We start from the raw sequence: 24,399 nt of genomic DNA on the forward strand, positions 1-24,399 counted from the left end.
CTGAGCGCGACAGCCCCGGCCTTCATCCCAACGCGCAGCGTGACGCCGTACTTACATGGAGAGTGACTTATGTCAGTGAACACCTTTGCGTTTCATCTTTCCCCTCGGGGCAAACTGCGCTGGGCGATCAGCAGCCTGTTCATCGCCGCCATTCCAGCGGCGCTGGCCGGCGGTGTCGTCGTCGCACCGGGGCCTGGCGGCACGGCACAATTGCAGACCCAGGGCGGCGTGCCGATCGTCAACATCGTCGCGCCGAACGGCGCCGGGCTGTCGCACAACCAGTTCCTCGACTACAACGTCGACCGTCAGGGCCTGGTGTTGAACAACGCCTTGCAGGCCGGGCAATCGCAACTGGCCGGACAACTGGCGGCCAACCCGCAACTGCAGGGCCAGGCCGCGAGCGTGATCCTCAACGAAGTGATCAGCCGCAACCCCTCGGCCATCAACGGCGCCCAGGAAATCTTCGGTCGCGCCGCCGATTACGTGCTCGCCAACCCGAACGGCATCTCGGTCAACGGCGGCAGTTTCATCAACACGCCGAATGCCAATCTGGTGGTCGGCCGTCCCGAGTTGAACGACGGCAAACTGCAAGGCCTGAACACCCGTGATGCCAGCGGCCAGCTGCAGATTCAGGGCGGCGGGCTGACCAACCGCGAAGGCTCGATCAACCTGATCGCGCCGCGCATCGACAGCCAGGGCAGCCTCGCGGCACGGGATCAACTGAACCTCACCGTCGGCCGCAACCAGGTGGATTACCCTAGCGGTCAGGTCAAAACCGTGGACCCGGCGTGCCACACCGCCGATCAACGGATCGACGCCAGCCTGTTCGGTGCGATGCAGGCCGGACGCATCAACATCGTCAGCACCGCTGAAGGCGCGGGCGTGAAAGTCGGCGCGGTGCAAGTGGCGGGGCACGACGGGGTGCAGATTCGTTCGGCCGGCGACCTGAGTGTCAGTGGTAAGGCTGTGCCCGACAGCCTCGACGTGACCCGCGCGGGGATCCGCAGTAGTCACGGTGACGTCGGCCTGCACAGCGGCAAGGATCTGACGCTCGCCGCTGCCGATGTTAGCGGTCGCGACGTCACGGTCGACGCCAAACGCAACCTGACCCTGACCACCGTCGAAAGCCGCAAGCTCCAGGAACAGCGCGAGAACTGGAGTAACAGCACGATAGGCATCACCTGGGAAACCTATGATCGCGTCGAGACCGACAGCGACTCCCGCCAGCATGGCAGCCAGATCGTCGCCAGCCGCGATGCGCAGTTGTCGTCCGGCAAGGACACCGAACTGCAAGCCGCCAAGGTGGAGGCGGCGAACAAGCTGAGCGTGCAAAGTGGCGGCGATCTGCGTCTGACCGCTGCCACCGAAACCCACACCAAAACCGACAAGGGCGACCACCGCAAGCACCTCTGGAAAGCCAACTGGAACAACAGCAGCGAAGAGCAGCGCAGCGTCACCAGCCAGTTGAAGGGCGGCAACATCGCCCTGCAGACCGCCGCGCTGTTGCGCGCTGAAGGCGCCGAGCTGAGCAGCGCCGGTGACCTGAATCTGGCTGGCAAACAGGTGGAAATCACCACCGCCACCCGCACCAACCGCAGCAGCGACAACCGCTATTCCGGCGATCTGGTGGGCGGTGGTTTCTTCGGCAAGACCGGCGACGCCGACAAGGGCCAGACCCAGCACACCGGCAGCAAGATCAACGCCGCCGGTAAACTGCTGGTCAAGGCTGACGACGTACGCATCAGCGGCAGTCAGGTACGCGGTGCCAGGGACGCCAGCGTGATCAGCGACAATGGCTCGCTGGTGATTGATGGCGTGCAGGACACCTCGCACAGCAATCAGCACGACAAGGACAGCAAGTTCTTCGGTGTCGCCAAGGACGAATCACGGCAGAACACCCAGGACAGCACCACTGTGCGCAGCGAACTGGCCTCCGACAGCAATCTCAAGCTCAAGAGCGCCAGGGACATCGAAGTGGCAGGTTCCACGGTCAAGGCCGGTGGTTCGCTGACGGCGGAGGCGGCGGGGGATGTGAACGTGCATTCCACCCGCAACACCCATGACAGCAGCACCACCAGCGAGTCCCGTGGTTTTGATCTCTACGCCGAAGAGAACACCGCCGAGCAGTACCGCGCGGGTGTGCACTACGAAGACAAAAAGCAGACGGTTACCGCCAATGACGTCACTCACCAAGGCTCCAGCCTCAGCGGCGGCAGCGTGCAGGTGCAGGCCGGTGGCGATCTGACGATCAAGGGCGGCGAGGTGAAGTCCACTGCTGGCGACACCACCCTCGGCGGCAAGAATGTTGCGTTGCTGGCCGAGCAGGACAGCCACCAGACGTCTGACGAACAGCGCAGCACTGGCGGCGGTTTGTATGTCAGCGGCGGTCTCGACCGGGCTGGCGTCGGCGTCGATTTCGCTCATGTCACTTCGAAAGACACCTCCAGCAAAACCAATGCGCAGATCACCGGCGTGCAAAGCAGCGGCGACCTGACCATCAATGCCGACAAACTCACCACCGAAGGCGCGCAACTCAAGGCCGACAGCGGTCTGCACGTCGCCGCCAATGAAGTGGACAACCGCGCGGCCAGCAACACCGAAAGCAGCACCCACGACAGCAGCAACTGGTCGGCGGACATTGGCGTCAACGCCGAGTACAAGGACATCGCCCGGCCGGTGGCTGGCGTGGTCAAAGAAGTACTCGACGGCAAGCTGCCGGACAAGGATGCGCTGGGCAAACTGGGCCAGCCGAACCTGGGTGTCGACGTGGCGATCGGTCACGCCGGCAGCGGCAAGACAGAGCAGGCCAGCAACGCGGTGGTCAGCCGTTTCGATGGCGGCAGCGTGGATGTGAATGTCGCCGGAACCTTGCACGATCAAGGCACCCGGTACAACGCCAGCGCCGGCCAGGTGAATATCGGCGCGGACAAACTGGTCGCCGACGCCGCGAGCAACACCCACAGCAGCCGTGATAAATCGGTGGACGCCAAGGTCGACGTGCGGGTCTACACCAAGACCGGTGAAGACCTGAACATCGCCGGCAGTGGCGCGGGCGGCAGCAGCCAGACCCGCAAGGACGAGAGCACGGCGGTGGTCGGTAGTTATGCCGGTAGCCAGGGGGTGAGCATCAAGGTTGGCGGCGACGCGCAGTTCGAAGGCAGCCGTTTCGACGGTGGGCAGGGCGGCGTGAGCATCAAGACCGGCGGCGATCTGGCGCTGAATCAGGCCAATGACCGCCAGACCAGCGACAGCTCCAGCCTGCGCGGCGATGGCTCGCTGACGGTCGGCACCTTGCCCGGCACTGACGGCACCAACGTCGATCTCGGCGCCGGGTTCCAGCTCGACCACACCGGCAAGCGGACTGAAGACAGCCAGGCGCAGGTCGCGAGCATTTCCGCCAACGGCCCGGTGCAACTGAGCAGCGGCGGCAATCAGGTTCAGCAGGGCACGAAAGTCGACAGCGCTGGCGCCATCGATGTGCAGGCCGGCGGCAAGCTCGATCTGCAAGCGGCGACCGACAGCCATGTCGCCACCGGCAGCAATCTGGGCGGCGGTCTGAAGGCCGGCGGCAGCAAGTCCAGCAGCGAGAAGAGCCTCGACAAGGGCGGCAATCTGAACGCCAGTTTCAACATCGGTCGGGTCGACGAAAACACCCAGACCCTGACCGGCGGACAGTTGAACAGCCAGAGCGGGATAGCGCTGAGTGGTGATTCGGTTCATCTGCAAGGCACTCAGGTCAGCGGGCCGAAGGTGAGTGTCGATGCGCAGAAGGGCGGCCTTGTGATGGAGTCGGCGCAGTCCACGGAAAGTCGCAACAACTGGAACGTCGCCCTGAATGCCGGCGGCAATCTGAGCAGCAGCACACCGACCGCTGAAGACGAAAAACCGAGCAGCGATCACGGCTTCAATGCCGGGGCCAAGGTTGGCGTGGACTATCTGCAAGCCACCACGCAGCAGAACAGCCAGATCAAGGCTGACAGCGTGGCGCTCAACAGCGCCGGCGATGCGCAACTGGCCGGGGCGCGAATCGACGGCAAAGCCGTCACCGGTCAGGTGGCCGGTGATCTGACGGTGGAAAGCCGCCAGGACTCGAAAACCGAAGCCAAAGTCGACGTGGACCTGGGCATCACCGGCAAGAAAAAGCCGGCGGACGACAAGGGGCAACTCGCCGGCACCGATTACAAGCCGACCCTCAAGGCCCAGGGCGAATACACCCGCAAGGACAGCGTGGGGCAGGCCTCGGGCATCAGCGGCAGTCAGGGTGTGAACCTCACGGTCGACGGCGCCACGCGGCTGGTGGGGGCGCGGGTTTCGTCGACGGCGGGGCAGGTTGATCTTGGCGACTCCAGCGTCAGCACTACCGACTTGAGCAACCGCGATACCGGGTTCAAGGCCGGGCTGGACCTGCCACAGAAAACCGAAGAAAACGCCCCCAAGGTGTCCTTCGAAAACGGCAACCTGAAAGTCGGCCCGGTCACCGTCAGCGGTCATTTCGACAGCCAGACGCTCCAGGCCGGCATCGACGAAAGAGGCTGAAAACCTAACGGTGGATGTGCCCCAATCAACATCCACCCCAACTCCAATGTGGGAACCGGGCTTGCCCGCGAAGGTGTCGGATCAGTCACTGCAAAGGTGCCTGAACCACCGCTTTCGCGAGCAAGCCCACACAGGTATCTCGCTCCAGATCGCAGCCCCTCACCCTAGCCCTCTCCCGGGGGAGAGGGGACCGATCGGGGAATGTTCGGGAAGATCGCCAGCCTTGAAGTGCATGGCTGAATCCATAATTGGCGCAGGCGTTCAGGTCGACGTGTAACGCCAGACACCCCGGTCGGCGCCCTCTCCCTCGGGAGAGGGCTGGGGAGCGGTTGACACCGATCCAATGGAGGTGATGTGCGGCGGGGAGCTTGACAGCTCTGCGATACTGGAAGCGATCCCATCACCACGCAAGGAAAGTGCTCCATGCGCAATGACGAACTCAAGGCCTTGTTCGACCAGCAATCCGCCGTCTACGACAAGCAATGGGCTGGCATGGCCCCGATCCGCGATGCGCTGTACATGTTGCTGGATTCGGTATTCGCCGGTCTGCCGGAAAACGCGCGGATCCTCTGTGTCGGCGTGGGCACCGGTGTCGAGCTGGCCCATCTGGCCGGGCAGTTCCCCGGCTGGCGATTCACCGCCGTCGATCCCTCGGGCGCGATGCTCGATGTCTGCCGCGAGCGAGCGGCGCAGGGCGGCTTCCTTTCCCGTTGCGATTTTCATGAGGGCTATCTTGATACGCTGCCAACCGGCCCCGGCCATGACGGTGCGACCTGTTTTCTGGTGTCGCAGTTTTTGCTCGAACCGCAGGCGCGCACCGCATTCTTCCGGGAGATTGCCGATCGGCTCGTCCCCGGTGCGATCCTGGCGAACGCCGACCTCGCCTCTGACACCGAATCACCCGCCTATGAAGCGCTGCTGCGCAACTGGATGACGCTGATGTCATCGGCCCAGGTGCCGCCGGCAATGCTGGAACGCGCGCGTGCCGCCTATGCCAAGGATGTGGCGATTGTTCCGTCAGCGCAGGTTGCCGGGCTGATAGAGGCGGCGGGGTTTACGGCGCCGGTGCAGTTTTTCCAGGCTGGTTTGATGCATGGCTGGTTCTGCACGCGCAAACCATAGATCAAGAGCTTCGTCGGCCTCTCCGAGGAATGCATTGCTTCGGCTTAATAGGAAGCATTACTATTCACGCCCCTTTCCACAGCACGCCGCAATGATCCCCATGCTGCCTCGCAGACCCGGCTTTCTCGAGCATTACGAAGAGTTGATCGGCACCTGGACCCGACGCCTGCGCAATCGTCAGCAGGCCGAGGATCTGGCGCACGACACCTTTGTGCGGGTGCTCGAGTCGGATGCTTCGGCGGTGCAGCAGCCACGGGCGTATCTGCACCAGACCGCGCGCAATATCGCGGTGGATGGTTATCGGCGTGAGGATCGGCGAGGCGCCATGGAGTCGGAGGCGATCGATCTCAGTGAGTCGCCAACCGGTGACCCGGAGCATTACATGCATGCGATCCAGTTGGCCGACTCCATCGAACGGGCGCTCACCGAGCTTCCGGTCAACTGCCGGCGGATTTTCGTCTGGCAGAAGATCGAAGGCCTGACCCAGGCGGAAATCGCCGAACGCCTGGGACTGTCCAAGAACATGGTCGAAAAGTATATGATCCGCACCCTGCGGCATTTGCGCGATCGTCTGGACGGATTGCAATCATGAGCGGCCGCGCCTTTTCATCCCCAGCCAAACAGGACATTCCATGATGGATACTCGTGATTGTGCGTGCGGGCAAACAACGGTGCGCGATGACGCGGCTCGCTGGTTTGTGCGTTTGCAGGAGCCGGCCGTCAGTACCGACGAGCAGCAGCGTTTCGACGTCTGGCTGAACGAACACCCGCAGCACCGCGACGAGTTCCAGTTGCTGCAAGGCCTGTGGAGCGCTGCTGACCTGCTGCCGGCGCCACGCCTGCAAGCCCTTGTCGACACCCCGCCCGGTCGTCGCGAGCGTCGTCCGCTGCTGCGTTACGCGGTGGCCGCCAGCGTGCTGGCGGTGGCGCTCGGACTGGGGTTGTTCAGCGGTCTGAACCACCCGCAGGGCTACAGCGCCGAATTCGCCACGGCCCTGGGTGAGCGCAGGCACGTAGCGCTGCCGGACGGTTCGGTGATCGATCTCAACAGCCGCAGCCGTTTGCAGGTGCGTTTCGAGAAGGATCGCCGGCTCATCGAACTGGCTGAAGGCGAAGCCATGTTCAGCGTCGAGCACGACACCTCGCGGCCGTTCGTGGTCGAGGCCGGTAATGGCAAGGTTACGGTCACCGGTACGCGTTTCGATGTGCGTCGCGACGTCACGCAAACCCGGGTCGCGGTGGAACAGGGCACGGTCAAGGTGCAGGGGCGCAATGCGCCCGACAGCCAGTTCATCAGCCTGACCGCTGGCCTGGGCACGCATATCGACGCCAATGGTGTGGTGGCGTCGGCCTACGCGGTCAACCCGGCGGAACTGACCGCCTGGCGCAGCGGCAAACTGGTGTTCAACAACGCCAGCCTCAGCGAAGTCGCGGCGGAAGTTTCCCGTTATCGCGAAAAGCCGTTGAAGGTCGCCAACCCGACCGTGGCCAGTCTGCGCCTGACCAGCGTGTTCAAATCCGACAACACCGATGCCTTGCTCAAAGCCTTGCCGAGCATCCTGCCGGTGGCCGTGCGCACCCTCGCCGACGGCAGTCAGGAAATAATTTCAAAATAAAATTCAGGTTTTTTTCGAGTTCGTCGTCTTCCTGTTCAACTGCAACTGGTTTGCATTAACAGCCGCACACTCTTGCGATCCACAGGACTACGTTCGACGTGAAAAACTCCACCGCCAAAAACAAAAAATCCCCTTGGTTGCCGCTGGCGCTCGCGCTGGCGGTCAACGCTGCCGTGCCGCTGGCATTCGCTGCCGACGCCATCCATATCCGCGCGCAGCCGCTGGGTCAGGCCCTGAGCGAGCTGGGTCAGCAAACCTCGTTGCAGGTGTTTTTCAGCCCGGACCTGGTCGCCGGCAAACAGGCGCCGGCGGTGGACGGCAATCTCTCTGCGGAGCAGGCCCTGCGCGAGTTGCTGCAAGGCAGCGGTCTGGATTACCAGATCAACGAAGGTTCGGTGACCCTGTCGCCCGCCGCGACTTCCGCCGCCAATGGGCCTCTGGAGCTGGGCGTGACCGACATCAAGGTGGTCGGCGACTGGCTCGGTGACGCCGACGCCGCCGTGGTGCAGAACCATCCGGGCGCCCGTACCGTGATCCGCCGCGAAGCGATGGTCGAGCAGGGCGCGATGAACGTCGGTGACGTGCTGCGTCGCGTGCCGGGCGTGCAGGTGCAGGAAGCCAACGGCACCGGCGGCAGCGACATTTCGCTGAACGTCGGCGTGCGCGGCCTGACGTCGCGCCTGTCACCACGCTCCACCGTGCTGATCGACGGCGTGCCGGCCGCGTTTGCGCCATACGGCCAGCCGCAACTGTCGATGGCGCCGATTTCGTCCGGCAACCTCGACAGCATCGACGTGGTACGTGGCGCCGGTTCCGTGCGGTACGGGCCACAGAACGTCGGCGGGGTGATCAACTTCGTCACCCGCGCGATCCCGGAAAAAGCCACCGGTGAAATCGGCACCACCCTGGAAACCTCCCAGCACGGTGGCTGGAAGCACATCGACACCGCGTTCCTCGGCGGCACCGCCGACAACGGCATCGGCATGGCGCTGTTGTACTCCGGCGTCAACGGCAACGGTTACCGCGAGCGAAACAACGGCAACGACATCGACGACGTGTTGCTCAAGACCCACTGGGCACCGACCGACCAGGACGATTTCAGCCTCAATTTCCACTACTACGACGCCAGCGCCGACATGCCCGGCGGCCTGACCCAGAAGCAGTACGACGACAAGCCGTTCCAGTCCGACCGCGACTACGACAACTTCAGCGGCCGTCGCAAGGACGTGTCGTTCAAGTGGATTCGCCAGATCGACGAACGCACCCAGGCTGAAGTGCTGACCTATTACACCGACAGCTTTCGCGGCAGCACCATTGCCGCCCGCGATCAGAAAACCCTCAGCTCGTTCCCGCGCTCGTACTACACCCTCGGTATCGAGCCGCGTGTGTCGCGTGTATTCGACGTCGGCCCGACCACCCAGGAGGTCAGCGTCGGTTATCGCTATCTGAAAGAGGCGATGCACGAACAGTCGAGCCGTCTGGCGCTGGTCAATAACGAGCCGGTGGTCACCAAGACGTCCGACGGCCATGTGTTCCAGGATCGCACCGGCGGCACCGAGGCCAATTCGGTCTACATCGACAACAAGATCGATGTCGGCAACTGGACCATCACGCCGGGCATCCGTTTCGAACACATCAGCACCGACTGGCACGACCGCGCCGTGCTCGACACTGCCGGCAAGCGCGTGCCGGAGAAAAACCGCAGCATCGAGAGCAACGAACCGCTGCCGGCCCTGAGCGTGATGTATCACTTGTCGGACGCGTGGAAGCTGTTCGCCAACTACGAAACCTCGTTCGGCAGCCTGCAATACTTCCAGCTCGGCCAGGGCGGCTCGGGTGATCAGACCGCCAACGGCCTGGAGCCGGAGAAGGCCAAGACCTACGAGATCGGTACGCGCTACAACGATGACGTGTGGGGCGGGGAAGTGACGCTGTTCTACATCGACTTCGATGACGAACTGCAATACATCAGCAACGATGTGGGCTGGACCAACCTCGGCGCGACCAAGCACCAGGGCATCGAAGCGTCGGTGCATTACGACATGGCGGCGCTGGACCCACGCCTTGATGGCCTGACCGCCAACGCCGGTTTCACCTACACCCGCGCCACCTATGAAGGCGAGATTCCGGGCTTCAAGGGCCGTGACCTGCCGTTCTATTCGCGTCAGGTGGCGACGGTCGGCCTGCGTTACGACATCAACCGCTGGACCTACAACATCGACGGGTTCGCCCAGTCCAAGCAGCGCTCGCCAGGCACCGGGGTCAACGCCGACGGCAGTTTCAACGGCAACTACATCACCGAAGGCACGGCGGACGGGCAGTACGGCGACATTCCAGGCTACGTGACCTGGAACGTGCGCGGCGGCTATGACTTCGGTTCGCAGCTGTCGAACCTGAAACTCGGCGCCGGGGTGAAGAACATCTTCGACAAGCAGTACTTCACCCGCTCCAGCGACAACAACTCGGGGATCTACGTCGGCACGCCGCGTACGTTCTTCGTACAGGCCAGCGTCGGTTTCTGATCACGCTGGAGGATCGTTCCCGCGCCGCGCGTGGGAGCGATCCTCAAACCTTCAATACCTTCCCGCCAATCGCCACCGCCACCAGCAGCACGGCCATCAATCCGAAGGCGAAGCTCAGGCTGCTGGCGTGTGCGACAAAGCCGATCACCGCCGGCCCTGCCAGAATTCCCGCATAACCCAACGTCGTGATCGCCGGCACCGCGATGCTTTCCGGCATCACCGTCTGCTTGCCTACCGCCGTGTACAGCACCGGCACGATGTTCGAACACCCGGCGCCGACCAGGGCATAACCGAACAGCGCGGCTTGCCAGCTCGGGGCGAAGGTGGCCAGGAACAAACCGGCTGCCGCCGTCAGTCCGCCAAACAGAATGATCCGCGTGGCGCCCAGACGCCGGACGATGCGGTCACCCATCAAACGTCCTGCGGTCATGGTCAGGGCAAACGCTGCGTAACCCAGCCCGGCGTATGCGGTATCGATGTCGCGCTCCTCGGTGAGGAACACCGCGCTCCAGTCCAGCGCCGCGCCTTCGGTGAGGAACACGATGAAGCACATGCCGCCGATGAACAGGACGATCCCGTGGGGCACCGCGAACGCCGGTCCCGAGCTTTCGCTGCCGTAAGGCAACATGTGCGGCACCGCTTTGAACAGCGCGGCGATCAGCAGCGCGATCACCACCAGCATCGCCGCCAGGGGCGACAGGCCGAGGCCGAGCAGGGCACTGACGCCCGCCGCGCCGACAATCCCGCCGAGGCTGAACAAGCCGTGGAAGCCCGACATCATGTTCTTGCCGCTGGCGCGCTCGACGATCACCGCTTGCAGGTTGACCGTCGAATCCACCGTGCCCAGCCCGGCGCCGAACATGAACAGCGTGGCGATCAACGCCGGGATCGACGACACCGTCGCCAGCAGCGGCAGCGCCGCGCAGATCAGCAAGGTGCCACCGGTCGCCACCCGCCGACAGCCGAAGCGCGTGGCGAGAATCCCCGCCAGCGGCATCGCCAGAATCGAGCCGACACCCAGGCACAACAGCAGCAGACCCAACATCCCTTCATCGAGCCCGGCCCGCGCCTTGGCATACGGCACCAAGGGCGCCCACGCGGCGATGCCGAGCCCGGCGATGAAGAAGGCGATGCGCGTGGACATCTGTTGCAGGCGTCCGGGAATGAACGTGTCTTGGGGGTTGAGGCTGGTCATATCGATCCTTGGCAAAAAACATCGCGTCCCCGAAGGACAGTGATCGCGCGTCGAGGTTCGATCGGGCGGTCAGGTCATCGGGGGCGGACGGACATCCTTGCACAGCCGACTCGTTGAGTCAGTCACCGTGTGTAACGGATGGCCCGACCGACCGACCGTCTTCGCGAGCAAGCCCGCTCCCACGCTGGAGTGTGTTGCCGTAGAGTGGTGCGCTATCGATATTCACGGAAGGGCGGTTCATGACGCAGTTCTACGATGCACGGGGCAATCTCTACGGGGTGGTTTCGCCGCAGGTGTTACGCGAAGCAGGGATTGATTTGCCCGTCAGCGCCGCCGAGTGTGCAGCATTGCGGCAGGCCTGGAGCCTGGCCGCCGTGGCTCACTGCTGCGACTGGCCCGAGGGGCAGCAGCCCGTGGGGGCCAAGGACCATCGCAGCGATGGTTTGCTGGTCGGCCCGTTTCAGTCATCGCCGCCGTTCGATGTGCTGATCGTCAACACCGATGGCACGCTCGCCGAGCGCAGCGGCAACGGTCTGACGATCTTTTCCCAGGCGCTGCTTGAGCAAGGGCTGATGCCGCACGAGGGCGCGTTGTTGCAGGTGCATCACGACAAGGCTGACGCGCTGTCGCCGGTGGCGACTTCGGTCAAACCGGCGCAGGTCGCGGATGTGCAGGGTTTTTGGCTCGACCTCGGCCAACCCGGTTTCGGCCCGGAGGCTGTCGGTGCGCACAACGTTGCAACGGTAACGCTGGAGAATCGCCAGGTGAGCCGCGTCCAGCCATTGGCGCAACTCGACGCGGCCTGGGGCCACAGCCAATTCGTGCGCATCGGCAATCCCCATTGCGTCACGCTGGTGAGTGACGTCGCCGCGCTGCCGAGCAATGAGCAAATGCGCACAGCGGCGCTGAGCGAGGGCCTGACCCGGATCGCCTACGCCATGCCGACGGGCAGCGGCCAGCCGTGTCCGGCCGGGGTCAACCTGCAATGGGCCATGCGCGAAGCCCTTCAACGCATCGTCGCGCGGGTGTTCGAGCGCGGCGAAGGGCCGACGGCGTCATCCGGCACCAGCGCCAGCGCGGTGGCGTGCGCGGCCTGGCGGGTCGGTTGGGTGGCCGCCGGAGAGGTGCACGTGGTGATGCCCGGCGGGACGGCGCCGATTCTGCTGGAAGAGTCGGAGGGGCAACTGGTGCGCGTCAGACTGTTCGGTACGGCGCGGTTGATTGGCTGAGGCCTACAATCGCGACACATCAATCAGATCTGCGCACCACTGAACTCCACCACCGGCATCTGCCGTTTCATCAGCATCTTGCCCGCGCGGATCGAATACAGCGGCAGGCCCTGGCTGCGGATCACTTCGTAATCGCTGTCCGCCGACAGGATCAGCAGGTTCGCCGGGCGCCCCTGTTCCAGCCCGTAACGCTCACCCAGGTGCAGGGCCTTGGCGCTGTTGTCGGTCACCAGATCCAGCGCACTTTGCAGGTTGCGATAACCGAGCATGTGGCAGATGTGCAACCCGGCCTCAAGCACCCGCAGGATGTTGCCATTGCCCAGCGGATACCACGGATCGACGATCGAGTCCTGGCCGAAACACACGTTCATGCCGGCTTCGAGCAACTCGTTGACCCGGGTCACGCCCCGGCGTTTCGGGAAGTTGTCGAAGCGCCCCTGCAGGTGAATGCTTTCGGTCGGGCAGGAGACAAAACTGATCCCCGAATGGCGGAGCAGGCGGAACAGCTTGGCGCAGTAGGCGTTGTCGTAGGAACCCATCGCCGTGGTGTGACTGGCGGTGACAAGGGCGCCCATGTCGCGGCTGCGCGCCTCTTCGGCCAGCACTTCGAGGAAGCGTGAATGCGGGTCGTCGGTTTCGTCGCAATGCACGTCCACCAGGCAACCGGTGCGTTCGGCCAGGTCCATCAGGAACTTCACCGAACTGACGCCCTGATCGCGGGTGTACTCGAAATGCGGAATGCCGCCAACCACGTCCGCGCCCATGCGAATGGCTTCTTCCATCAGCTCGCGGCCGTTGCGGAACGACTCGATGCCTTCCTGGGGAAACGCGACGATTTGCAGGTCGATCAGGTGCCGGGTTTCTTCGCGCACTTCGAGCATGGCCTTGAGCGCGGTGAGTTGCGGGTCGGTGACGTCGACGTGGGTGCGTACATGCTGGATGCCGTGGGCGGCCAGCGCCTGAATGGTCTTCTTGGCGCGGGTCTTGGTGTCTTCTTCGGTGATGGTGACCTTGCGTTCGCCCCAGCATTCGATGCCCTCGAACAGGGTGCCGCTCATGTTCCAGCGCGGCTCGCCGGCGGTCAGGGTGGCGTCGAGGTGGATGTGCGGTTCGACGAAGGGCGGCACCACCAGATTGCCGCCGGCATCGAGGTCGTCGGGGCCGAGGGTCGGGGCTTCGGTCTGACGCGCGATGCTGCGGATCAGGCCATCCTCGAGGTGCAATTCGTGCAAACCGTCCTGGTTGCGCAATCGGGCGTTGATGATGTGCATCAGGCGAATCCTTTTATAGATCTTGTAGAGGGGCGGCCGCGTTGCGGGCGCCGAGCAGGCCGGTCACTGCGATATACGTTAACGCGGCAACGGCGATGCCGACCAGCGGCGCGACCCACGGCGAGCCGAACGCAGCGACGGTTCCCGCCGCGTAAGCCGCCAGCCCCGGCCAGTTGAATGCGGGTAACCGTGCGTCGGCCAGACGCGGATAACGCCCGCGCCAGCGGAAGAAAAAGTCCGCCATGATCACGCCGCCAATCGGCGGGATTACCGTGCCGAGCAGGATCAGATAAGGCACCAGCATGTCGTACATGCCCAGCAGCGCGAGCGCCGTGCCGATCACGGCACCCGCCAGGGTCACGGTCTTGCGGTGACCGGTACGCAGCAGGTTGCAGCCGGCGACGGCGAAGTTGTAGATGGTGTTGTCCTGGGTGCTCCAGATGTTCAGTAACAGCATCGCCATCGCCGCCATGGCGAAGCCCTGTAACAGCAGCACTTCAACCACATCGGGTTGTTGGTAGACGATTGCTCCATAGGCGCCGATCAGCACCATCAGGCCGTTGCCGATGAAAAAACCGATCAGGCTGGCCAGTACCGCGACCCGCGCCGAACGGGAAAAACGCGTCCAGTTGGTGGCCTGGGTCGCACCGCTGACGAAGGTGCCGAACACCAGCGTGATGGCGGTCGACCAGTCCAGCGAACCCGTCGGTACGACGCTGAGCAAACCGTCGAGGCCACCGACTTTCACGGTCGCCACCCACATCGACAGCATCAGCAGCAACATCATCGCTGGCACCGCGATGTACGACAGAATTTCCAGTCCGCGATAACCAACATACGCCGTGGCGCAGAACACCAGGCCGAACAGCACCATCAGCCCCAGTACCGTGGCTTCATTCAGATCGAAATACTTGCCCAGCACCACCGCCGCCGTCGCGGTGCCCCAGGCGTACCAGCCGATCTGGGTGAACCCGAGGATCAGGTCGCTGAGCTTGCTCCCCACTTCACCGAAACAAAAGCGCCCCATCAGCACCGAATTCAGCCCGCTCTTGAAGGCGATGTAACCCAGGCCTGCGGCGTACACGCCGAGCAGCAGGTTGCCGATGACGATGACGGCGAGCATCTCGCCGAAGTTGAATGCCACGCCCAGCTTGCCGCCGGCAAACATGGTCGCGGTGAAGAAGGTGAAGCCCAGCAGCACCATGGCCGTGGAGGCCAGACCTTTACGCGCGTGCATCGGCACTTCACTGAGGGGGTAATCGTTACCGGGATCGTTTTGCGTCATGGGGCGTTCCTTGCTGGAAGGGGGAGGACGCGAAGAGGTTGCAGCGGTCGTGCCAGTCACGGATTGACGGGATTATGTATAGACGAGGTGGCGGATTTGGCGCGAAAGCGGTGCGCCTGCACACACCCAGGCACAATGTGGGAGCCAGCCAGCCAGCCAGCCAGCCAGCCAGCCAGCCAGCCAGCCAGCCAGCCAGCTGGCTGGCGATGGCGTTGTGTCATACAACACAAATGCTGGATGTGCCGGCCCTGTCGCCAGCAGGCTGTCTCCCGCGGGTCATTTTGGGGTCAGAGGAACCGCAGCAGGGCGGCGACGATGGCCTCGGGTGCATCTTCCTGCACCAGATGCCCGGCATTCGGGATCGGGTGAAATTGCGATGCGGGAATCATCTTGTGCAACTCGCGTCCTCGCTCAATGGGAATCCACTGATCGTCCTCGCCCCAGAGAATCTGCACCGGGCAGCGGATCGTCGGGTACAGCGGCTGCACTTGCCGCGTGTAGCGCTGATCCATCTGCGCAATCTGCCGGTAGAACGCCGCTTGCCCCGGATCGCCCAGCCACGGCTGCACATAGGGCGTCAGTTCATCATCGGGAATATTCCGGTGAATGGCCCCGCGAATGTAGGTCGGCACGATGGCGCGCTGGATGTAATCCGGCAGGCCGCTGAACGCCGCTTCATGCTCGCGCACGTGCTGCACGAACGGCGAACCCCAGGGCGTCAGCGCAACCGGATTGATCAGAGTGAGGCTGCGGTAATCCTTGCCGTTGAGCAGATGGGTGCGCAGGACGGTGGCGCCACCGAAGTCGTGGGCAACCACATCCGGGCGTTGCAGGCCCCAGTGCTCCAGCAACTGCGCGAGCAAATCGTTTTGCACACCGAGGGAGACATCGGCGTCCGGTTGCTCGGATTGTCCGTAGCCCAGCAGGTCGAAGTAATGCACCCGATGGGTGGCGAAAAAATGCGGCGCAATGCGGTGCCACACATAGGAAGAGAAGGGCGTGCCGTGCACGAACACCAGTGGCGGGCCGTCGCCGCGCACCCCGTGGCGAATCTGTCGCCCGTTGAAATCAAAGACCTGATCCAGCAGCCAGTCCGTCATGGGCCTGTCCTCTTGGCGGGTTCGAACCAAAAAGCATAGGCGTAAAAAAACAGCCTCGGGGGCTGTTCAATCAAACACTGAGGCGCCTTCTATCCCGGTGGGAGTGAGCGTGCTCGCGAAGGCGCCGTGTCATGGCGCAGCGCTTTCGCGAGCAAGCTCGCTCCCACAGGGTGTTCAGGGACGTCTGGACGGGTTACTCGCCGCGATAGATGCAACCGCTGGTGCAGGTTTCGTGAATGCGGATCGCGCTCAGTTCCGGCAGCAGGGGCTTCAATTCATTCCAGATGAATTTGGCCAGCACTTCGCTGGTCGGGTTCTCAAGGCCCGGAATGTCGTTCAGGTAGTTGTGGTCCAGGCGCTCGTACAGCGGTTTGAAAATCGCCTTGATCTCGGAGAAGTCACGAATCCAGCCAGTGTGCGGATCGAGGTCGCCGCTCAGGTGAATCGCCACCTTGAACGAGTGACCGTGCAGGCGCCCGCACTTGTGGCCGTCCGGTACGTGGGGCAGGCGATGGGCGGATTCGAAAGTAAATTCCTTGAAGATTTCCACAGTATTTTCGGCTCTGTTCAGATGGCGTTCGCCGCAGCGATTCGGGCAGGCGGCGAGTTTACCAGCTTGTCTGCGGCGATGCGGGAAAACACTGACTAAAGGGTCAGCAAGCGCTCGGCGAGGCGACCGTTGGCGCTCAGTTCGAGAAACTCGTCGCCCAGGCGTCGGCTTTCGTCCATCGCCGCGCGCCAGTATTTCTGGCGGCTCGGCGCATCGCCCATGAAACGCTTGAAGTCGTTACGGTCGGGCAGTTTGCCGTAGGGCAGGCGCGCCAGGTATTCCCTGGAGGGGGCGAGCAGCAGCACGTCCTGCAAACGCTCCACCGATGCCCGGCGCCACGGCAGGGTCTTGTCGAACCAGCCGGGGATCACCCGGTCGGTGAAGTGCGGATAAAGCACGATGCCGTCGCCGCTGTAGGGCAGGTCGAGGTGATAGTCCAGCAGACCGCCATCGCGGAAGGTGCCGGCACCGGCGCCCGGCAGGTCGCGCACGCCTTCCATGACCATCGGGATCGATCCCGAGGCCAGCAACGCCTGGCGCAGGTTGCCGGTGTCGAGGGCGATGAAGCGCGACGGAAAGTCATTCAGCGCATTGACCGGTGGCGCCAGGCGCGGGTCGTGGATGATCAGCCGTTCGAAGTGCCGTGACAGCCGCGAGCGGCCGCGCAGGTTGTCGGCGATCACCGAGCCCAGCGCCAGGCCAAGCCGGCCGCGATGATCGTCGGCCAGGCCGCCGTGGCTTTTGACCACCATGATGTTCAGGCGGTAATGGGCGTTGTCCAGCAGGACCGCGTCGCGGCCGTCGAGCAAGTCGTCGAGCATGCGCTGCGAACTGCGGCTGACTTCGCTGATGGTCACGCCTTTGTTGAAATTCTGCTCTGTGTACAGATGACCGAGGCGGCGGATGCCTTCGGCGGCGTCCGGCAGGCAGGCGCTGGCGAAGCGCCAGGAACCCACCGAGGCGCCGATCAGCGAGCGTTCCCGTGGCGCGCTCGGCAGCCATTCACCGAACAGCGCCAGGTCCAGCCCCTGGATCCCCAGCGCCTTCGGCCCGCCGGCGGCGCCGGGCAGGGTGCCGACGTCGGCGGCGTTCAGGCCCTGGGCACGGATGCGCGCCATGGCTCGTGGGCCGGCCTTGAGGGTGAGGGCGGGGAACTTGATGTGGATGGCGGTCATACCGGTCTCGATCGTTGGCAAGCGGGGGATTATAGATCCACGCCCTCTCCTGTGGGAGCGAGCGTGTTGTCATGACCAATGATGGCCATTCAGTTTCAGTTAAGTTCAGCCCGTTAAGGTGCCGGCCGTAGCGACACATAAAAATACGGAGACACCCCATGAAATCCCTGACTGCCCTGTCCATCGCCTCGATCATCGGTCTGACCGCCAGCCTCGCTCACGCCCGTGATCTTGGCCCCGACGAAGCCCTGCGCCTGCGCGACGCTGGTACTATCCAGTCTTTCGAGCAGCTCAATGCCACGGCGCTGGCCCGGCATCCGGGTGCGACGATCACCGACACCGAGCTGGAAGAGAAGTACGGCAAGTACCTCTACCAGATTGATCTGCGCGATCGTCAGGGTGTCGAGTGGGATCTGGAATTGGACGCGGTCAGCGGGCAGGTGCTCAAGGATCATCAGGATACGTAATGAAGGTTAATGCTCGCGCCTGCAGTCGGACTGCGTTGGCGCTTCTGTTTTTCTGCTCGCTGGTGGCGGCGCGCGACCTGGATCAGGACGAGGCTCTGCGTCTGCGTCAGCAGGGTGCGATTCTGCCGCTTGAGCAACTGCTCAAACAGGCGCTGGACCGCTATCCCGGCGCCAAACTGCTGGAGGCGGAGCTGGAAGAAAAGCACGACGTCTACATTTATGAGGTCGAGCTGCTGACGGTCGAAGGCGTGGTGCGCGAACTCGATCTGGAGGCCGCCACCGGCCGTTTACTCAAAGACAAGGAAGATTGACCGATGCGTTTGCTTCTGGTGGAAGACCACGTGCCGCTGGCCGACGAACTGATGGCCGGCCTGCAGCGTCAGGGTTACGCGGTGGACTGGCTGGCGGACGGGCGCGATGCGGTCTATCAGGGCAGCAGCGAGCCTTATGACCTGATCGTCCTCGACCTCGGCCTGCCCGGTGTGCCGGGGCTGGAGGTATTGGCGCAATGGCGCGCCGCCGGGTTGGCGACGCCGGTGCTGATTCTCACCGCGCGCGACTCCTGGGCCGAGCGCATCGAAGGCCTGAAGGCCGGTGCCGACGACTACCTGACCAAACCTTTTCACCCGGAAGAACTGCACCTGCGGATTCAGTCGCTGTTGCGTCGCTCCAAGGGCCAGGCCAATCAACCGACGCTCAAGGCTGCCGGTCTGCATCTGGATGAGGGGCGCCAGTGCGTCGTTCGCGACGGCGCGGACATTCAACTGACCGCCGCCGAATTCCGCCTGTTGCGCTATTTCATGCTGCACCCGGAACAGATCCTGTCGAAAAGTCACCTCGCCGAACACCTCTACGACGGTGAGACCGAGCGCGACTCCAACGTACTCGAAGTCCACGTCAATCACCTGCGCCGCAAGCTCGGGCGCAGCGTGATCGAAACCCGTCGGGGCCAGGGTTACCGGTTCGGCGGGCAGGCTTCGTGAGGTCGATCCAGCGCCGCTTGAGCCTGGGGCTGGTCAGCGTGATGGTGATCGTCGGTCTGGTGCTGGCGCAAACCAGTCTGTGGCTGTTCGAAATGGGTTTGCAGCGCTACCTCGAGGCAGGCCTGCGCAATGACAGCGAAAGCCTGCTGGTGGCGCTGGTCCGTGGCCCCCAGGGCCTGCAACTGGACGAGCGCCATTTGTCACCGGCCTATCAGCGGCCGTTTTCCGGGCATTATTTCCGTATCGATTTTGCCGAGAGCCACTGGCGCTCCCGCTCGTTGTGGGATCAGGACCTGCCGCTGCTCGACCATCCCGGCCTGCACAGCAACCTGCAATTAGGCCCGGACGGCCAGCAGTTGCTGGTGCTGCGTTCGGATTATCGGCGGCTCGGGCAGTCGATCTCGATCAGCGTGGCGCAGGACTACACGCCGGTGCGCGAGAGTTTCCAGCGCATGCGCCAGATCGGCGTGGGGCTGGGGCTGGCCGGCCTGCTGCTGATCCTGTTGCTGCAACGCATCACCGTGCGCCGGGCGTTGCGTCCACTGGAAAAGGCTCGCGAGCAGATCGCGCAATTGCAACAGGGCCAGCGTTCGCAACTCGACGAACAAGTGCCGGCGGAACTGGAGCCGCTGGTGGCGCAGATCAACCATTTGCTGGCGCACACCGAAGACAGCCTCAAGCGTTCGCGCAATGCGCTGGGCAACCTCGGGCATGCGCTGAAAACGCCGTTGGCGGTGTTGCTGAGCCTGGCGTCGAGCGAACGGCTTGATTCTCATCCCGAGCTGCGCAGGATCCTCAAGGACCAACTGGAGCAGGTGCAACAGCGGCTCAATCGCGAACTCAACCGCGCGCGGCTGTCCGGCGATGCGCTGCCGGGGGCGCTGTTTGATTGCGACGCGGAGCTGCCGGGGTTGCTCGCGACGTTGAACATGATCCATGGCGAGCATCTGGCGCTGAGCCATGTGGCGCCGCCGGGGCTGCAACTGCCGTGGGATCGTGAAGACCTGCTGGAACTGCTCGGCAACCTGCTGGACAACGCCTGCAAATGGGCGGATGCCGAGGTGCGCTTGAGTGTGACCGAGACGGCGCAAGGCTTTGCCCTGAGCGTGGAAGATGACGGGCCGGGGATTCCCGAGGAGCAACGGACGCAGGTGTTCAGCCGGGGAGCGCGCCTGGATGAGCAGACTGACGGGCACGGGCTGGGGTTGGGGATTGTGCGGGATATCGTGGCGACGTGGGGCGGGGTTCTGGTGTTGGGCGAAAGCGAGTGGGGCGGGTTGAAGGTGGAGATCCAGCTGCCCCGGCGCTGACCCCGAAAAGCCCCCTCATCCTGGCCCTCCCGAAACGTCGGACCGCCCGGAGGTCGAGGGGACTGACCGGGCTGTTTGGGTGAGGTGGTAGGTCTGGGATTCGAGCGAGCTCAGGTTTTGAAACGCACGCCAATCGGCTCCCTTTCCCCCTCGCCCCCTTGGGGAGAGGGTTGGGGTGGGGGAATCTTCCTGACACCCCGCCAATCGTGAATCAAACCCGGAACTGATCCATCAGGCTCTGCTGCTGATTCGCCAGGCTGTTGAGCGACTGGCTCACCCGCGCCGACTCATTGGCCTGACCCGACAGCGACTCGGTCACATCGCGAATGGTCGCCACGTTGTTATTGATCTCCTCGGCCACCGCGCTCTGTTCCTCGGCGGCGCTGGCGATCTGCAGGTTCATGTCGCTGATCACTGTCACTGCATCGCCGATCTGGCGCAGGGCGGTCACCGCCTGGCCGACCTGCTCCACGCTGCCCTGGGCCTGGCGATGGCTGTTGCCCATCGAACCGACCACATCCTGAGTGCCGCTCTGCAACTGTTCGATCACCTGACGGGTTTCTTCCACCGACTCCTGAGTGCGGCGGGCGAGGTTACGCACCTCATCGGCGACCACCGCAAAACCGCGTCCGGCTTCACCGGCGCGGGCGGCTTCGATGGCGGCGTTCAGGGCCAGCAGGTTGGTCTGCTCGGCGATGGCGCGGATGGTTTCCAGCACCGTGCCGATCTTCTCGCTGTTGGCGGCCAGGCCTTCGACCTGCACCATCGCCGCGCTCATGTCGGCGGCCAGGGTGTCGATGCTGTGGGTCGTGCGATCGATCACGGTCAGGCCCTGGCGGGTCGCGCGGTCGGCGTCCTTGGCGGCTTCGGCGGCCTGGGCGGCGCTGCGGGCGACGTCCTGGGCGGTGGCGCTCATTTCGTGGGACGCGGTGGCGACCTGATCGACCTGGCGGTATTGCTGCTCCATGCCGGCGCTGGTCTGGCTGGCGATGGCCGAGGACTGGTCGGCGGTGTTGCGCGCGTCCTGCACCGAGCGCTTCACCTCGGCGATGATCGGTTGCAGCTTGTCGAGGAAACGGTTGAACCAGCCGGCCAGTTGGCCGAGTTCGTCCCGCTTGTCGTAGGCCAGGCGCCGGGTCAGGTCACCTTCACCGCTGGCGATGTCTTCGAGCATGTGCGCCACGCCGAGGATCGGTCTGGTCACGCTGCGCGCCATCAGCCACACCAGTAGCAGGCCGAGCAGGGCGGCGAGGACGCCGAGGCTCAACTCGATCAGGGTGCCGGACGTGTTGCTGGCATCCAGTTGCTGCTTGAGCGCTTCGGCGCGGCTGACCAGAACCTTTTCCGGCACATCGAGCAGCACGCCCCAGGACGGCCCGCCGGGAATCGGCTGGAACGGCGACAGCACTTTCAACTGGCCATTGCTGTGCAGGCTGCTGACGCTGCTGCCGGATTTCAGACGTTGCAGCAGCTCGCTGCCGCTGATCTTGTCCACGGCATCCAGGCGCTGGCTGAGTTTGCTGGCGTCCGGGCTGTAACCGGCGAGCAGGCCGACCGGGCTGATGATGCTGACGGCGGTCTGGCCGTCATACAGCTTCTTGCTGGCGCCCTGGCTGATGGCTTGCAGGCTGTTGAGGTTGATGTCCACCGACAGCGAGGCGATGACTTTGCCGTTGACGGTCAGCGGGAACACAATGCTGGTCATCAGCACGTTCTGGCCGTCGATCACATAGAAGTAAGGTTCGATCACGCACGGTTTGAGCGTGGTGCGCGGGCAGGTGAACCAGGCGTTGGCGGCCTGACCGCTGGGGCCGGTGCTGGTGTCGGTCATGTCGCTTTCCGGCAGTGCCATCGAGGTGACCTTGCCCGGCGTCGGTTGCGACCAGTACAGGGCGAAGCGGCCCTTGTCGTTGCTGCCCAGCTCGGCCTGGCCGGCGAACAGCTCATCCTTGCCGTCCAGCGCATTGGCTTCAAACACCAGCGACAGACCGAGCAGATCCGGGTTGGCTTGCAGCGCCGACTTGACCTGACGGGTCATGTCTTCACGCAGATCGAAGGCATCGAGGAAGCGTTTCTCGGCCTGTTCGCGCAGGAACAGCACCTGACGCGAGAAACCGTGGCCGTACTGATAGGCATCCATGAACTGCTGGCGAATGCCGGCCGCCTGCACTTCGCCCTGGGACTCGATGCGCGCCTGGGCCGACTCGGTGAGCATCTCCATGCTCGATGCCTTCACCAGCTCGGAACTGTGCTCCATGCGATACAGCGAAAGACCCACCAGCAGGGTCACGATGCCGGCCAGACAGAGCCCGGCGAGCAGGGTGATTTTCCATTGGATGGAAAGTTGTCTGAGCGACATGGGGACGTCCTTATTCGATAAATATCTGAGACTTTGCACTGTAACGGCCGCGTTTGCGCTTTCTTTATGTTCGAAGCACAAGATGACGAATTGACGCACGTTTGTGACGTCTTCACCGATTGTTACATTGTGATTCGGCCGGTCACTTTGACACCGCCGCCACTCTGCGGCACAGTGCGCGCCCTTCTAATAAGACCCTCTATGCAAATCCGCTGACGGCCCTCGGGCGCTGTCGGGCGGACTCATCCTGTCTGGCGGTGAATTGCTCCATCGCAGTGTTTTTGAGGTAGTGAAATGAATGCAGTCATAGCTGCGGTCGGCGTCATGCTGATCCTCAGTCTATCCCGCGTGCACGTGGTGATCGCCTTGATCGTCGGCGCACTGGTCGGCGGCCTGACCGGAGGTCTGGGTATCGATGCCACGCTCAAGGCGTTCAACAGTGGCCTGGGCGGCGGGGCGACTGTGGCGTTGTCCTACGCCTTGCTCGGCGCTTTCGCCGTGGCGATTGCCAAGTCCGGCCTGGCCCACGCCCTGGCCGACAAGGCCCTGGCGATGGTCGACCGGCAGCATTCGAGCGGTGGTGGCAGCGTCAAGTGGCTGCTCATCGGCCTGCTGTGGGTGGTGGCCATCGCGTCGCAGAACATCCTGCCGATTCACATTGCGTTCATTCCGCTGCTGGTGCCGCCGCTTCTCTATGTACTGACCAAGCTGCAACTGGATCGCCGGCTGATCGCCTGCGTCATGACCTTCGGCCTGATCACCCCGTACATGGTGTTCCCGGTGGGGTTCGGCAACATCTTTCTCAATCAGATTCTGTTGGCCAACGTCAGCAAGGCCGGGGTCGATATCAGTCAGATCAACGTCATGCACGCGATGGCCATTCCGGCGATGGGCATGGTGTTCGGCCTGTTGCTGGCGGTGTTCTTCAGCTACCGCAAGAAACGCGTCTACGACCTGGAAAAGATCGAGCAGGTGGAGCAGGTCAGTGTCGCCTACAACCCGAGGACCATCGGCATCGCCGGCCTGGCGATCGCGGCGGCGTTCATTATTCAGTTGCTGCTGGACTCGATGATTATCGGTGCGCTGGCCGGGTTTCTGATCTTCTCGGCCTCGGGGATCGTCAAGTGGCGCGAAACCGATGACCTGTTCACCGAAGGCATGAAGATGATGGCGATGATCGGCTTCATCATGATCTCCGCCTCGGGTTTCGCCGAAGTGCTCAAGGCCACCGGTGAGGTGCGCTCGCTGGTGGAAAGCGCGGCGGCGTGGATCGATCACAGCCAGGCGATCGGTGCGCTGCTGATGTTGCTGGTGGGATTGATGGTGACCATCGGCATCGGCTCATCGTTCTCCACTGTGCCGATCCTCGCGGCGATCTTCGTGCCGCTGTGCGTGCAACTGGGCTTCAGCCCGATGGCGATTGTCTGCATCGTCGGCACTGCCGGCGCGCTGGGCGATACCGGCTCGCCGGCCTCGGACTCGACCCTCGGCCCGACCTCCGGTCTGAACATCGACGGCCAGCATCACCATATCTGGGACACCGTGGTGCCGACCTTCCTGCACTACAACCTGCCGTTGCTGGCGGCGGGCTGGGCGGCGGCGATGGTGCTCTAGACCTCAGCCCCTCGCTTTTGTGGGAGCAGACACAAACCCCTGGCTCAACTTTTGGATTGGCGTGC

Annotated in this window: 18 protein-coding genes and 1 pseudogene; 11 read left to right on the top strand and 8 right to left on the bottom strand. The window is 63.6% G+C overall.

The features are described 5' to 3' along the window. The first annotated feature begins 69 nt into the window (after positions 1-69). From KVQ74_RS13885 to KVQ74_RS13905, 5 genes are all read left to right on the top strand, one after another. Complete coding sequence (locus KVQ74_RS13885; RefSeq protein WP_217831653.1) at positions 70-4,536, top strand: hemagglutinin repeat-containing protein; 4,467 nt, start codon at positions 70-72, stop codon at positions 4,534-4,536. A gap of 423 nt (positions 4,537-4,959) precedes the next feature. Then, a complete protein-coding gene (locus KVQ74_RS13890; protein ID WP_217831654.1) occupies positions 4,960-5,658 on the top strand; it encodes a class I SAM-dependent methyltransferase in 699 nt (232 codons plus the stop codon). Positions 5,659-5,749: 91 nt separating this feature from the next. Further along, positions 5,750-6,250, top strand: a complete 501-nt coding sequence (locus KVQ74_RS13895; protein WP_217831655.1) for a sigma-70 family RNA polymerase sigma factor — start codon at positions 5,750-5,752, stop codon at positions 6,248-6,250. 40 nt (positions 6,251-6,290) lie between these two features. Then, positions 6,291-7,274, top strand: a complete 984-nt coding sequence (locus tag KVQ74_RS13900; RefSeq protein ID WP_217831656.1) for a FecR family protein — start codon at positions 6,291-6,293, stop codon at positions 7,272-7,274. A gap of 98 nt (positions 7,275-7,372) precedes the next feature. Continuing rightward, positions 7,373-9,796 carry a TonB-dependent siderophore receptor gene (locus KVQ74_RS13905; protein WP_217831657.1) on the top strand — a complete coding sequence of 808 codons (2,424 nt, stop codon included), beginning with the start codon at positions 7,373-7,375 and terminating at the stop codon, positions 9,794-9,796. Between the two features lie 43 nt (positions 9,797-9,839). On the opposite strand, the gene KVQ74_RS13910 is transcribed toward KVQ74_RS13905, so the two are convergent. After that, on the bottom strand, positions 9,840-10,991 hold the full coding sequence (locus tag KVQ74_RS13910; RefSeq protein ID WP_217831658.1) for an MFS transporter: 1,152 nt from the start codon (positions 10,989-10,991) through the stop codon (positions 9,840-9,842). Between the two features lie 239 nt (positions 10,992-11,230). Here KVQ74_RS13910 and KVQ74_RS13915 point away from each other — a divergent pair, with 239 nt between their 5' ends. Beyond that, the gene (locus tag KVQ74_RS13915) at positions 11,231-12,220 is read left to right on the top strand and encodes a diaminopimelate epimerase (RefSeq protein ID WP_217831659.1); all 990 of its coding nucleotides are present in this window, start codon (positions 11,231-11,233) and stop codon (positions 12,218-12,220) included. Positions 12,221-12,243: 23 nt separating this feature from the next. On the opposite strand, the gene codA is transcribed toward KVQ74_RS13915, so the two are convergent. The 5 genes from codA to KVQ74_RS13940 form a co-directional block, all read right to left on the bottom strand. Next, on the bottom strand, positions 12,244-13,491 hold the full coding sequence (codA, locus tag KVQ74_RS13920) for a cytosine deaminase (RefSeq protein ID WP_217831660.1): 1,248 nt from the start codon (positions 13,489-13,491) through the stop codon (positions 12,244-12,246). A 13-nt stretch (positions 13,492-13,504) separates the two neighbouring features. After that, positions 13,505-14,776 (bottom strand): cytosine permease, encoded by a 1,272-nt coding sequence (gene codB, locus KVQ74_RS13925; protein WP_217831661.1) that lies wholly within the window; start codon positions 14,774-14,776, stop codon positions 13,505-13,507. A 287-nt stretch (positions 14,777-15,063) separates the two neighbouring features. Continuing rightward, on the bottom strand, positions 15,064-15,876 hold the full coding sequence (locus tag KVQ74_RS13930; RefSeq protein WP_217831662.1) for an alpha/beta fold hydrolase: 813 nt from the start codon (positions 15,874-15,876) through the stop codon (positions 15,064-15,066). A gap of 193 nt (positions 15,877-16,069) precedes the next feature. Further along, on the bottom strand, positions 16,070-16,426 hold the full coding sequence (gene queD / locus KVQ74_RS13935) for a 6-carboxytetrahydropterin synthase QueD (protein WP_007955941.1): 357 nt from the start codon (positions 16,424-16,426) through the stop codon (positions 16,070-16,072). 95 nt (positions 16,427-16,521) lie between these two features. Then, complete coding sequence (locus KVQ74_RS13940) at positions 16,522-17,601, bottom strand: patatin-like phospholipase family protein (RefSeq protein WP_217831663.1); 1,080 nt, start codon at positions 17,599-17,601, stop codon at positions 16,522-16,524. Positions 17,602-17,759: 158 nt separating this feature from the next. Between KVQ74_RS13940 and KVQ74_RS13945 the strand changes: the two genes are divergently transcribed. Genes KVQ74_RS13945 through KVQ74_RS13960 form a run of 4 tightly spaced genes read left to right on the top strand, consistent with a single transcriptional unit; the run spans position 17,760 to position 20,361 of the window. After that, complete coding sequence (locus KVQ74_RS13945) at positions 17,760-18,068, top strand: PepSY domain-containing protein (protein ID WP_217831664.1); 309 nt, start codon at positions 17,760-17,762, stop codon at positions 18,066-18,068. Beyond that, on the top strand, positions 18,068-18,379 hold the full coding sequence (locus KVQ74_RS13950) for a PepSY domain-containing protein (RefSeq protein WP_217831665.1): 312 nt from the start codon (positions 18,068-18,070) through the stop codon (positions 18,377-18,379). Before KVQ74_RS13945 ends, KVQ74_RS13950 begins: the two co-directional genes overlap by 1 nt. Before the next feature lie 3 nt (positions 18,380-18,382). Beyond that, a complete protein-coding gene (locus KVQ74_RS13955; protein WP_217831666.1) occupies positions 18,383-19,051 on the top strand; it encodes a response regulator transcription factor in 669 nt (222 codons plus the stop codon). Further along, the gene (locus tag KVQ74_RS13960; protein ID WP_217831667.1) at positions 19,048-20,361 is read left to right on the top strand and encodes a sensor histidine kinase; all 1,314 of its coding nucleotides are present in this window, start codon (positions 19,048-19,050) and stop codon (positions 20,359-20,361) included. The genes KVQ74_RS13955 and KVQ74_RS13960 overlap by 4 nt, the downstream gene beginning before the upstream one ends. 211 nt (positions 20,362-20,572) lie before the next feature. Here KVQ74_RS13960 and KVQ74_RS29550 read toward each other — a convergent pair whose 3' ends face one another. Then, positions 20,573-21,328 carry a methyl-accepting chemotaxis protein gene (locus KVQ74_RS29550; protein WP_404822679.1) on the bottom strand — a complete coding sequence of 252 codons (756 nt, stop codon included), beginning with the start codon at positions 21,326-21,328 and terminating at the stop codon, positions 20,573-20,575. A 102-nt stretch (positions 21,329-21,430) separates the two neighbouring features. After that, positions 21,431-22,720, bottom strand: a pseudogene (locus KVQ74_RS29555) (HAMP domain-containing protein); the annotation flags it as partial. 294 nt (positions 22,721-23,014) lie between these two features. Here KVQ74_RS29555 and KVQ74_RS13970 point away from each other — a divergent pair. Beyond that, positions 23,015-24,334: a Na+/H+ antiporter family protein gene (locus KVQ74_RS13970; RefSeq protein ID WP_217831669.1), complete on the top strand. Its 1,320-nt coding sequence runs from the start codon at positions 23,015-23,017 to the stop codon at positions 24,332-24,334. Positions 24,335-24,399 lie beyond the last annotated feature (65 nt).

The sequence above is a fragment of the Pseudomonas botevensis genome (genome assembly GCF_019145475.1).
Classification (GTDB): Bacteria; Pseudomonadota; Gammaproteobacteria; order Pseudomonadales; family Pseudomonadaceae; genus Aquipseudomonas; species Aquipseudomonas botevensis.

Bases quoted from the DNA above. Each gene is read 5' to 3' on its own strand.
- KVQ74_RS13885 (WP_217831653.1), top strand. From the start codon at position 70: ATGTCAGTGAACACCTTTGCGTTTCATCTTTCCCCTCGGGGCAAACTG.
- KVQ74_RS13930 (WP_217831662.1), bottom strand. From the start codon at position 15,876: ATGACGGACTGGCTGCTGGATCAGGTCTTTGATTTCAACGGGCGACAG.
- KVQ74_RS13910 (WP_217831658.1), bottom strand. From the start codon at position 10,991: ATGACCAGCCTCAACCCCCAAGACACGTTCATTCCCGGACGCCTGCAA.
- KVQ74_RS29550 (WP_404822679.1), bottom strand. From the start codon at position 21,328: ATGGAGCAGCAATACCGCCAGGTCGATCAGGTCGCCACCGCGTCCCAC.
- KVQ74_RS13955 (WP_217831666.1), top strand. From the start codon at position 18,383: ATGCGTTTGCTTCTGGTGGAAGACCACGTGCCGCTGGCCGACGAACTG.
- KVQ74_RS13970 (WP_217831669.1), top strand. From the start codon at position 23,015: ATGAATGCAGTCATAGCTGCGGTCGGCGTCATGCTGATCCTCAGTCTA.
- KVQ74_RS13950 (WP_217831665.1), top strand. From the start codon at position 18,068: ATGAAGGTTAATGCTCGCGCCTGCAGTCGGACTGCGTTGGCGCTTCTG.
- codA (WP_217831660.1), bottom strand. From the start codon at position 13,491: ATGCACATCATCAACGCCCGATTGCGCAACCAGGACGGTTTGCACGAA.
- KVQ74_RS13895 (WP_217831655.1), top strand. From the start codon at position 5,750: ATGATCCCCATGCTGCCTCGCAGACCCGGCTTTCTCGAGCATTACGAA.
- KVQ74_RS13915 (WP_217831659.1), top strand. From the start codon at position 11,231: ATGACGCAGTTCTACGATGCACGGGGCAATCTCTACGGGGTGGTTTCG.
- codB (WP_217831661.1), bottom strand. From the start codon at position 14,776: ATGACGCAAAACGATCCCGGTAACGATTACCCCCTCAGTGAAGTGCCG.
- KVQ74_RS13890 (WP_217831654.1), top strand. From the start codon at position 4,960: ATGCGCAATGACGAACTCAAGGCCTTGTTCGACCAGCAATCCGCCGTC.
- KVQ74_RS13940 (WP_217831663.1), bottom strand. From the start codon at position 17,601: ATGACCGCCATCCACATCAAGTTCCCCGCCCTCACCCTCAAGGCCGGC.
- KVQ74_RS13945 (WP_217831664.1), top strand. From the start codon at position 17,760: ATGAAATCCCTGACTGCCCTGTCCATCGCCTCGATCATCGGTCTGACC.
- KVQ74_RS13900 (WP_217831656.1), top strand. From the start codon at position 6,291: ATGATGGATACTCGTGATTGTGCGTGCGGGCAAACAACGGTGCGCGAT.